14 protein-coding genes are annotated in these 9,730 nt (G+C 37.3%); 13 read left to right on the top strand and 1 reads right to left on the bottom strand.

The features are described from left to right. The first annotated feature begins 136 nt into the window (after positions 1–136). A complete protein-coding gene (locus GPK88_RS14305; RefSeq protein WP_227750167.1) occupies positions 137–1,021 on the top strand; it encodes an XRE family transcriptional regulator in 885 nt (294 codons plus the stop codon). Between the two features lie 843 nt (positions 1,022–1,864). Here GPK88_RS14305 and GPK88_RS14300 read toward each other — a convergent pair. Then, on the bottom strand, positions 1,865–2,533 hold the full coding sequence (locus GPK88_RS14300; RefSeq protein ID WP_215707969.1) for a helix-turn-helix domain-containing protein: 669 nt from the start codon (positions 2,531–2,533) through the stop codon (positions 1,865–1,867). A gap of 105 nt (positions 2,534–2,638) precedes the next feature. Between GPK88_RS14300 and GPK88_RS14295 the strand changes: the two genes are divergently transcribed. The 12 genes from GPK88_RS14295 to GPK88_RS14240 all read left to right on the top strand — a co-directional run. Then, entirely contained in the window at positions 2,639–2,833 is a 195-nt protein-coding gene (locus tag GPK88_RS14295; protein ID WP_055053915.1) for a helix-turn-helix domain-containing protein, read from the top strand. A gap of 15 nt (positions 2,834–2,848) precedes the next feature. Next, on the top strand, positions 2,849–4,066 hold the full coding sequence (locus tag GPK88_RS14290; RefSeq protein ID WP_215707968.1) for a site-specific integrase: 1,218 nt from the start codon (positions 2,849–2,851) through the stop codon (positions 4,064–4,066). Beyond that, the gene (locus GPK88_RS14285; protein WP_195577751.1) at positions 4,038–5,039 is read left to right on the top strand and encodes an AAA family ATPase; all 1,002 of its coding nucleotides are present in this window, start codon (positions 4,038–4,040) and stop codon (positions 5,037–5,039) included. Before GPK88_RS14290 ends, GPK88_RS14285 begins: the two co-directional genes overlap by 29 nt. A 115-nt stretch (positions 5,040–5,154) precedes the next feature. Further along, positions 5,155–5,388: a complexin-2 gene (locus GPK88_RS14280; RefSeq protein WP_330412578.1), complete on the top strand. Its 234-nt coding sequence runs from the start codon at positions 5,155–5,157 to the stop codon at positions 5,386–5,388. Between the two features lie 150 nt (positions 5,389–5,538). After that, positions 5,539–5,766: a DUF5348 domain-containing protein gene (locus GPK88_RS14275; RefSeq protein WP_008373529.1), complete on the top strand. Its 228-nt coding sequence runs from the start codon at positions 5,539–5,541 to the stop codon at positions 5,764–5,766. Between the two features lie 199 nt (positions 5,767–5,965). Further along, entirely contained in the window at positions 5,966–7,384 is a 1,419-nt protein-coding gene (locus tag GPK88_RS14270) for a plasmid recombination protein (protein WP_275945175.1), read from the top strand. A gap of 3 nt (positions 7,385–7,387) precedes the next feature. After that, positions 7,388–7,762 (top strand): TnpV protein, encoded by a 375-nt coding sequence (locus tag GPK88_RS14265; RefSeq protein ID WP_215707966.1) that lies wholly within the window; start codon positions 7,388–7,390, stop codon positions 7,760–7,762. 283 nt (positions 7,763–8,045) lie between these two features. Beyond that, positions 8,046–8,462 carry a YjdF family protein gene (locus GPK88_RS14260; RefSeq protein WP_215707965.1) on the top strand — a complete coding sequence of 139 codons (417 nt, stop codon included), beginning with the start codon at positions 8,046–8,048 and terminating at the stop codon, positions 8,460–8,462. 47 nt (positions 8,463–8,509) lie between these two features. Continuing rightward, positions 8,510–8,707 carry a zinc ribbon domain-containing protein gene (locus tag GPK88_RS14255; RefSeq protein ID WP_008373560.1) on the top strand — a complete coding sequence of 66 codons (198 nt, stop codon included), beginning with the start codon at positions 8,510–8,512 and terminating at the stop codon, positions 8,705–8,707. Between the two features lie 58 nt (positions 8,708–8,765). Further along, positions 8,766–9,098, top strand: a complete 333-nt coding sequence (locus GPK88_RS14250) for a DUF3784 domain-containing protein (RefSeq protein WP_215707964.1) — start codon at positions 8,766–8,768, stop codon at positions 9,096–9,098. Between the two features lie 41 nt (positions 9,099–9,139). Next, on the top strand, positions 9,140–9,460 hold the full coding sequence (locus GPK88_RS14245) for a DUF3784 domain-containing protein (protein WP_008373564.1): 321 nt from the start codon (positions 9,140–9,142) through the stop codon (positions 9,458–9,460). Positions 9,461–9,610: 150 nt separating this feature from the next. Next, positions 9,611–9,730: helix-turn-helix domain-containing protein (locus GPK88_RS14240; RefSeq protein WP_215707970.1), on the top strand; the 120-nt coding region annotated here is incomplete at its 3' end.

Here is a 9,730-nt window from a genome sequence, read left to right as displayed (position 1 = left end):
AATCTACTACCGCTTCATCGGCAAAATCGACTGACCTTTCTTTTTTACCCAACAATATCTTTAATTAAGGGAGACGGGAAATACATATCCCGATATCTCATTACTTCCAGCTTTGGCACGACTATTGAAAATTGATATGAATGAATTGTTTTCGTTTCATGAAGAATTGACAGAAAAAGAGATTGGACAATTTGTGAATGAACTTTCGGAAGTTTCATTGGACAGCTTTACAGAGGCTTTCGAGATGGCATCTCGTAAAATACAGGAGTATCCTCATTGCGACTTATTAATATATACGATCGCAACCGTTCTGAACGGATCTTTGACTTTGTCAGATCTTAATGACGAAGAACGAATGGAATATAATACAGCTATTATTGAGTGGCTGGAACGAACAGCAGATAGTCAGGATGAAAGAGTGAGAAATTCAAGCGTTTTTATACTTGCAACAAAATATGTCCAAATGGAGAAATATGAAGAAGCAAATGCCCTTTTGAAAAAAATTCCTGATACTGTAATTGATGCAACGATTATGAAAACAAGTGTATTAGCACATCAGGAAGGAACAGATACTGCTGCATTATTCTTAGAAGGGAAATTGCTACAGGCAGTTATCAATATCCAAAGCTACTTGTATAAGTTAATAGAAATGGAAGAAGAGACAGGAAATCATGATAAAGCAGAGAAAATTGCTGAGATTACAGATCACATGATATCATTGTTTGGACTATGGAATTATGGCAACACAGTTCCATATCTGCTGATTGCTGGATATCGAAAAGATGTAGAAAAATGTATCCAGTTAATTAAGCGATTATTAAGTGAATCACAGAAGCCTTGGAATATGACACAATCCCCTTTGTATTACAGGTATGAAGATACTGCACAGGGAAAAGCTTTTTCGGGACTTGGAAAAAATTTTGTTCGTGAATTGTATTCGGAAATTGAAAATAAGAAAGAGTATGAATTCTTGAGGGGGAATAAGAAACTCGAATCAATTTTTGAGGAACACTTGAAATAGGTTGTAAAAATGTATGGAAATAGATGTAGTTGAGAAAGAAGAAAATTTTTGACATTTCCACAGATGCGTGCTAATATGATTATAGAAAAAGAGTGCTACCGATAGACGGTTAGTCCACATACTTATTGATTACAAAAATAACCGTTCAGTTTGCAGGCTGGGGCGGTTATTTTTGTGGTTTATGATTATCTTTGCCTAATGTATATCCGATACTAAAGCAGGTTAAGCCGAAGCTCACTACTGCTATGAAGTCCACAATACTCATTGGCTTAGCCCTCCTTTCCACTGGATTCCTTTACAGGTTTCTATGTAATCAGAGGGTCACAGTCCCTCTGGAGAAGGACTAACCGCCTACCGTTATGGTAGCACCCATGTTCTGATTATAACAGTCTGAAACTGTCGGTGCAATATAAAATTGGCAGAGCAGAATCCAGCAACTGTAGAAGAAAATTTTTTGAGTATTTTCCGGTGCCAAAACGGTGCCAAGAAATCAGGCGAATAAAAATACATGGTGTAAATCAGCCGTTTTTCACTATATTTTGGAGAGAAAACCATAAAAAATATGAGATAAAACGGGATTAAAGTATCGTGAAGGTGGACGTACTGTAGGATCAGGACGTGTTGCTACAATCATCGAGTAATCACTGACTAATATATATTGAGTACCGCAAGGTACATTGTGTCCAAACGTAAGATACCCCGGAACCGTAAGGTTTCCGGGGTTTTTCTGTTGTGTAAAAAGTTTAAAATAAGGCTGTAAAGAATAGCGAATAAATTAAAAACAGGCAGGTATGGGAAGAAAATGAAAATCTTCGCATATCTGCCTGTGATACTGTTATGATACTATTTCTGTTCGTTATTGGAAAATTTTTGTGTTAAAAGTTCATCTCGTTTACGGATTCGTGTTTCAAAATCCAGTTCTTCAATTTCTTTATGGGTGACAGGTTTGGAAGTGTAGTATTCTAACGTCTGTTTTTTCCACATGTCAAACATATCTTTGCCTGTGAAATAAGATTCCAGGCTTTCTCTGTTCTCCTGCAGATCGGCAAGAAAATTACACATATCTGCGTTTAAAGAATGTTCCGGATCATTTCCATAAAAGCGAAGTCCGGCGTACCATTTCTGTGTTTCTGTTTCTATATCACCGGGAAGTTTATTATTTATATCCAGTTCATACCGGAGTTCATTGGATTCATTCATCTGCAGTAAAACCCAAATAATATCGCTGAGAGTAGAAATCTGTACTTTATTTTCAGATAATCCAAATAACCAGTCCAAAGAGACATGAAATTTCTGAGCAATAGTCAATAACACATCATTGGAGGGAGTAACCACACCATTTTCATAACTGGATAAAGTTGATTGACGTATACCGATAGCTGCGGAAAAGTTTTTCTGATTCATCTTCAGATCAGTTCGCAGCTCTTTTATTTTTTCTGAAATAGATGATTCCTGCATATTAGCCACCTCCTTAAAAGCTAAGAACAGTATATCACAAATGATAAAAATCAACAATATAGAAAAATATCATTCATACAGATAAAAATTATTGACAATGATTATTTAAAATGATATAGTATCAGTGAAAATGATAATTATAGATAAGGAGGAAATGATATGCAGAGACAGAACTATATGATTACAGCGGAAGAAGTTGCAGAGAGCATGGGGATTTCACTTGGATATGCTTACAAGCTGCTTCGCAAACTGAACAAGGAGCTTGCAGATCAGGGATATGTGACCGTTGCGGGCAAGATACCGAGAGCATTCTGGGAAAAGAAATTTTATGGATATTCCCAGATTGCAATGTAAAGGGGGTGAGAAAGTATGGCAGCATACAAAGATGAAGAAAGAGGAACCTGGTATGTTTCATTTTATTATGAGGACTGGACAGGAGCCAAAAAGCGAAAAGTAAAAAGAGGATTCCGCACTAAGAAAGAAGCATTAAATTTTGAAGCGGAGTATAAAAGAACAGCGAAAGCAGACATGGATATGACAATGGGAGAGTTTGTAGAAGTCTACTTCCGAGACAAGTCTCAGTCATTGAAGGACAGGAGTATCAAGAATAAAAGAGATACGATGAAGGCTCAACTGTTACCGTATTTTAAGGACAGACCAATGAACAGTATTACACCAGCAGAGATTATCCAGTGGCAGAATACGATTATTGAAAAAGGATATTCAGATGATTATCTGAAAACAATACAGAATCAGATGACGGCATTATTCAATCATGCGAAGAATATCTACAATCTGGCAGATAATCCCTGTGACAAAGTAAAACGTATGGGAAAGACTTCAAAAAAGAAAATGAAGTTTTGGACAATTGAAGAATATCGGCAGTTTATGACCGGAATAGAACTGGGAAGCAAATATTATGTGCTGTTTGAATTATTATTCTGGACAGGAGCGAGAGAAGGCGAAGCACTCAGCATTACACCTGCTGACATTGATTTTAAAAGGAATCTACTTCATATCAATAAAACTTACTACCGTATGCATGGAGAGGACGTGATTACATCTCCCAAAACAGAAGAATCGAACCGTACGATTTCCATACCGGAATTTCTGAAAAAAGAGATTCAGGACTATATTAGCAGACTGTATGAGTTGCCCGAAGATGAACGGATTTTTCCAATGGTTCATGAAGCGGTACAGCATAAGTTAAAACAGGTGGTTCAAAAGACCGGAGTAAAAAAGATAAGAGTACACGACATTCGTCACAGTCATGCGGCATTTCTGATTAATAAGGGAGTGCAACCATTGATGATTAAAGAAAGGTTTGGACATACGGACATTCGCATTACATTAAATACTTATGGGCACTTATATCCAGATCAGCAGAAAGTGGTGGCAGATATGCTGGATGATGAAAATATAAAAAGCTCCGGAAGTACGAACAACCGGAGCAATGTGACAAATGGGGACGAATCCACAAATGTCAACCCTAGACAAGTTGATTATAGCAGGGATTCTTCCAGAGAACAACAGATAATTGGCGAGAATAGTTTGAAAAATGGAGGAATTTATGGAACAGCGAAATGAGAATAAAACAGAATTGAAAATGATAAAGATGTCAGATGTTCAGTCCCAGACAGTGGACTGGCTCTGGTATCCGTTTATCCCTTATGGAAAATTAACGATTATTCAGGGAGATCCGGGTGATGGAAAAACTACGCTGGTATTAAATATTGCTGCAAGATTGTCTAAAGGAGAAGGTCTGGATAACGATATGAAAGTAACAGAACCCGTAAATATTATCTATCAGACAGCGGAAGATGGACTGGCAGATACAGTAAAACCCAGACTGGAGCTGGCAGAAGCGGTCTGTGAAAGAATTATGGTTATAGATGAAACAGAAAAATCACTTTCCATGATTGATGAAAGACTGGAAACTGCTATCAAACAGACTGGTGCGAGAGTGCTTATTTTAGATCCGATTCAGGCATACCTTGGAGGAACAATGGATATGAACCGTGCAAATGAAGCAAGGGATATGACGAAAAGATTGAGTTTGTTGGCAGAAAAATACAAATGTGCAATTTTATTAATCGGACACATGAATAAAGCTGGGGGAAATAAAGCTGCATATAGAGGAATGGGTTCGATTGACTTTTTTGCAGTAGCCAGAAGCGTATTACTGGTAGGAAGAATAGAGGGAGAACCGGATTTAAGAGCAGTGGTTCAGATTAAAAATAATTTGGCTGTATTTGGGCATTCCAAAGCATTTCGCCTGACAGAAACAGGATTTGAGTGGATAGGTGACTATGAAATCACAGCAGATGAGGTGCTTGGTGGAATTGCGCCAAAGGTAAATAAACTGGAACAGGCAAAGAAGATGCTGAGGGAACTGGCAGAAACATCAACTTCTGTGCAAAGCAGTGAAATCTTTGATATGGCAGAAGATTTGAATATTTCTAAAAGAACACTGGAAAATGCAAAAAAGGAACTTGAAATTAAGGCAAGACGAATCGGCAATTCATGGTATTGGGATTTAGATAAAGTTAAGCCGGAATAAATTAAGGGTGCAACATTGCAGAGTATATAGAAAATGCGGAATTAAAATGCAAGGTTGCAATCTGTAAAGACATTGCAGTGTTGCGTCCTTACATAAATTGTAAGAAGGTGAGAGCTTGAAAAACGTTATGATTCCAGAGGAGTTATTTGGAAAGATTATAAAATATCATTTACTGGATCAGGAACAGGAAGCAGATGATATAAGAAAAGGTCTGGAGAAAAAGCTGGATGCAATGGTAAATCGTGAGGTATACAGTAAATCCAAAACTGCACCAACAGAAGAAGAACGGGAAAAGTTCCGGCAGGAGTATCTGGACAGAAAAGGAATGCAAGAGAGCTTTCGATGGTAACAGTTCTTATTGACTATCTTTTTACAGGAGCGTGTCACGCACCTGTGAGAAGTAAACAAGGAGAAAGTTGGTAAGGTGCAGACGGAAAACTATGGCTGGAATGTGAGATTACTGTAAATTTGATAGTTGTGAAGAAGGGAGAAAGATATGATGAAACAGGGAAGATTAGGATATAACAGCAGTAATGACAGATATGGATTGTTGGCATCAGACTTATGGATTGATACGGGATTTCACTGTGGAGAAGGTCTTGAGGTGCTGGTTGATGATAAGTGGGTACGGACAAGAATGGAGATGAATCCGGCAAGAGAATGGTATCTGGTGGGAACATCATATTGCGGAGATCTGGAATATGTACAGGCAAGAATACCGGAATAATTTGATTGGATAGCCCCCGGCAGGGCGCAAGGGTACTTTTGATGGACGGTACGGCTGTCGAAAGTGCTTTTGCGTTACTTTTGACAAAAGTAACAAAACCGCCGTATCCGGCGAAAATTTCTTAATATCGCCATGACTGGCGTAAATAAAAATTATGTGTCATATCTGGCACTTGCTCAGAGAAGAGGTGAGAAATATTATGATAAAACGAACAATTAGCGGTATGATTGGGAAAGGCTCTCTGGCTCATAACAGGAGAGAGTTTTTCGCAGAGAATGTAGAACCGGACAGAGTACAATTAAATATTTGTTACCAGAATGAAAATCTGAAGGAAGTCTATAAAGAGTTATTTGATGATGCTGTGGGGAGATACAACATCGGAAAAAGAAAAGATCGGCAGATTACAAATTACTATGAAAAAATCCGGCAGGGAAAACAGGAAAAATTGTTCCATGAAGTGATTTTCCAGATTGGAAATCGAGAAGATATGGCTGTCGGAACAGCAGAAGGAGGTCAGGCTGTAAAAGTACTGGATGAGTATGTAAAGGACTTCCAGAAACGGAATCCAACGCTACGGGTATTTGGGTGTTATCTACATCAGGATGAGTCTACTCCACATTTACATATTGATTTTATTCCTTATGTGACTGATTGGAAAGGAAAAGGAATGGACACCAGAGTTTCGCTGAAACAGGCATTAAAAAGTCTTGGATTTCAAGGTGGGAATAAGCATGATACTGAGTTAAACCAGTGGATGAACCATGAAAAAGAAGTTCTGGCAGGGATTGCAAAACAACATGGCATTGAATGGGAACAGAAAGGTACTCATGAGGAACATTTGGATGTTTATAACTTCAAGAAGAAAGAACGAAAAAAGGAAGTACAGGAGCTGGAGCAGGAGAAAGAGTATCTAACTGCAGAAAATGAAGAACTGACAGCACAGATTGCGGAATCCAGAGCAGATATCCAGATTTTAAAAGACGATAAGGAACAGGCAATTAGGGAGAAGCAAGAAGCAGAACAAAGGGCAGAGGACGTAGAAAAAGAACTAAAAAGTCTGGAAGATCGACGGAATGTGCTGCAACCAATTATGGATAATGCCAGTAAGGAAATAAAAGAATATGGAATGATTAAGACGTTTTTACCGGAGGCAGGAACATTTGAACGTGCAGTACTTTACAGGGAGAATAAAATCAAGCCATTGTTTATCAAGATGAAAAATCAGATTGCTGCATTAGCTGGAAAGGTTGTAGAACTTAACAAAATGGTAGAAAGCTGGAAAAATAAATATCAAAAATCTGTTGAGGAATGTGATAATATCCAGAAACAGTTAGACGATGTATGTAAGGAAAATGGAAAATTATCAAATGATAATCAACGTTTACAGGAGACTTCGGACAGATATGACAGAGTGGTGCGTATTCTGGGAACAGAAGTTGTAGAGGATGTAGTGCAGCAGGATATTAAAGAACAAAAGGAATTGGAAGAGCAGCGTCGAATGGAACAAATGCCAAAGGGAAGCGTTCTGAAACAGTTGGAATGGGCAACTCAAAAGAGCCAGATTGAAAACCAACAACGTAAGAAAAATAAAACAAAATACAAAGGATTGGAGATTTAGACTATGAAAAAACAGATTTATGATGAGAAAAATGGAATGAGCTATACGTTGCATGGAGATTGCTATTTGCCGGATCTGGTTTTAAGAGAAGAAGAACCGACATATGGAAAATATGGAATGTTACGAAAGCAGTTCTTAAAAGAACACAGATCAGCAAGATATCAATACATGTTATTGACCGGAAAATTGAATGAACATCTGAATCAGATCGATCAGGAAGTCAGAGAACAGGTGGAAATGCTTATGAAACAGATGGTAGAAAAACAGGGTGTAACTGAAGAATTAAAGGTACAGGATCAGATGAAGTGGGTTAGGTTAATGAATAATATAAAAGCCAGTGCAGAAGAGATTGTATTGAAAAACCTGGTATGTGTGTGATTGTAAGTGACAGTCGATAAGATTGCCTTTTTACACTTTTGTATATATTAGAATAGCACTCTAGAAAGCACTATGGTAAAATAAAGTGAAGGTAAATCGAAAGTTACCGAATTAAGTTAATCGTGCCATATGGCTTGGTTATCAAAACAAAGATAAAAACGCAACGTGCATCTTTGATGTGCCAGAGCCGGTAGGTAGCCCGGCCGTCCTATGTAAATAGGGTAAGTAACCTGCCCCTCCGGGTTGTCCATTCTTTGCCCAATAAATTTTAGGAGGGATTTTTATGGACAAAGTAAATGGAAAACTGACGGTATATTTTGAAGAACCATTTTGGGTAGGTATATTTGAGCGTATTGAAGATGGTAAATTATCTGTGGCAAAGGTAACATTTGGTGCAGAACCAAAAGATTATGAAGTGCAGGAATATATTCAAAAATACTATTTCGGTTTGAAATTCAGTCCGGCTGTTGAAGCTATTGTAAAGGATATAAAAAGAAATCCGAAACGGATGCAGCGTTCAGCAAAAAAGCAGATGCTGGAAACTGGCATTAGTACAAAATCACAACAGGCGTTGAAATTACAACAGGAACAGAACAAACAGGAGCGTAAAGAAAAAAAACGAAAGAAAAACGAGGCGGAAGAACAGCGAATGTTTGAACTAAAACAGCGAAAGAAAAGAGAAAAGCATAAGGGACATTAAAAGTCCTTTGAGCTTTTTCTCAAATTCGGGATTTGGAGGTATAAACAATGAGGAAATGTGAAAAGTGTGGAGCAAGTATGAAATTAGATTTAAGACTTAAAGTTAATGGAGGTGGCTATGGGATGGTTGTTCGTGTAGATGAAAAACAAAAGGCGACAACTATAGATGATGTTAGAGTTGCAGTCTGCCCAGAATGTGGTTATACAGAAATGTATTTAGAGGATTTAACGAAATTGAAATCTTAAAAGACAACTTTCAGATTTTTAGAATTAAGAAAAACGGAATTTAGGGAGGGGTCTATAATTGAAATTAGCAGATTTAGCAACAGGTTCTGATTGGATAGTGTGGATTGTCTTTGTAATATTTGCTGTACTTTCTATAGTTTTACTTTCTGGACACGGAAGCTGGTTTATTTCTGGATATAATACAGCTTCAAAAGAAGAAAAGAAAAAATATGATGAAAAGAAGTTATGCAGGACAATGGGAGTTGGAATGTCTATTATAGCAATTCTTGCATTAATTATGGGCTTGCTTGAAAATATTTTGCCTGCATTTTTTGTATATATTGCATTGGGGATTATTGTGATTAATGTCGTGGTAATTATCATTTTAGAAAACACACTATGCAAAAAGTAATAACTTCTGGTTTGAGGAATTGACTGAAAGGAAGGCATTATATGTTCTATATTTATATTATTTTTGACTTTGCAATGGCAGTGATTATGCTTTTATTTGGAATATGGTTTTATAGGTCAAAAGGACAAGCATCCAAATTCTTGTCTGGTTATAATATGAAATCAGCAGAAGAACGAAAAAAATATGATGAAAATGCTATGTGTAAGGCATATGGGAAGAGAATGATGTTTATGTCAATTCCTTTTATTGCTGGAATGATTATAGATATATGGCATATAGGAATCGGTTGTTTAATTGCATGGGTGATATGGTTTGTTATGTTTATTCTGCTACTTATGGATAGACATAAAAGAGAAGGTTAATTTATAGAGGAATAGAATGCTTTTGGGGTGAAAATACCGTTTATTTGTTTTAGACATACGATGTCCGGTTGAAAATTAGCGGATTCTCGTTTTATGTCGTGGTAATTTTGATACATATTGGTAAGCTGTAAGTGGAAGAGAGGTAGAGACATGGACACAAAAAAGATTGGAGCTTTTTTAAAGCAATGTCGTAAAGAAAAGAATCTTACGCAAGAGCAGCTTGCCGAGAAGTTTGAGGTATCTGCAAGAACAGTTTCCAGATGGGAAACA

The organism is Blautia sp. MCC269 (assembly GCF_018785655.1).
In the GTDB taxonomy this organism is placed as follows: domain Bacteria; phylum Bacillota; class Clostridia; order Lachnospirales; family Lachnospiraceae; genus Blautia_A.
The sequence above is the reverse complement of the archived record's forward strand: the minus strand, read 5'-3'. Positions and strand labels throughout refer to the sequence as shown.

What these genes read in the sequence shown, in the direction of transcription:
- GPK88_RS14305 (WP_227750167.1), top strand. Translation starts at nt 137, where the DNA reads ATGAATGAATTGTTTTCGTTTCATGAAGAATTGACAGAAAAAGAGATT.
- GPK88_RS14295 (WP_055053915.1), top strand. Translation starts at nt 2,639, where the DNA reads ATGCAGAGACAGAACTATATGATTACAGCGGAAGAAGTTGCAGAGAGC.
- GPK88_RS14290 (WP_215707968.1), top strand. Translation starts at nt 2,849, where the DNA reads ATGGCAGCATACAAAGATGAAGAAAGAGGAACCTGGTATGTTTCATTT.
- GPK88_RS14285 (WP_195577751.1), top strand. Translation starts at nt 4,038, where the DNA reads ATGGAGGAATTTATGGAACAGCGAAATGAGAATAAAACAGAATTGAAA.
- GPK88_RS14275 (WP_008373529.1), top strand. Translation starts at nt 5,539, where the DNA reads ATGAAACAGGGAAGATTAGGATATAACAGCAGTAATGACAGATATGGA.
- GPK88_RS14270 (WP_275945175.1), top strand. Translation starts at nt 5,966, where the DNA reads ATGATAAAACGAACAATTAGCGGTATGATTGGGAAAGGCTCTCTGGCT.
- GPK88_RS14265 (WP_215707966.1), top strand. Translation starts at nt 7,388, where the DNA reads ATGAAAAAACAGATTTATGATGAGAAAAATGGAATGAGCTATACGTTG.
- GPK88_RS14260 (WP_215707965.1), top strand. Translation starts at nt 8,046, where the DNA reads ATGGACAAAGTAAATGGAAAACTGACGGTATATTTTGAAGAACCATTT.
- GPK88_RS14255 (WP_008373560.1), top strand. Translation starts at nt 8,510, where the DNA reads ATGAGGAAATGTGAAAAGTGTGGAGCAAGTATGAAATTAGATTTAAGA.
- GPK88_RS14245 (WP_008373564.1), top strand. Translation starts at nt 9,140, where the DNA reads ATGTTCTATATTTATATTATTTTTGACTTTGCAATGGCAGTGATTATG.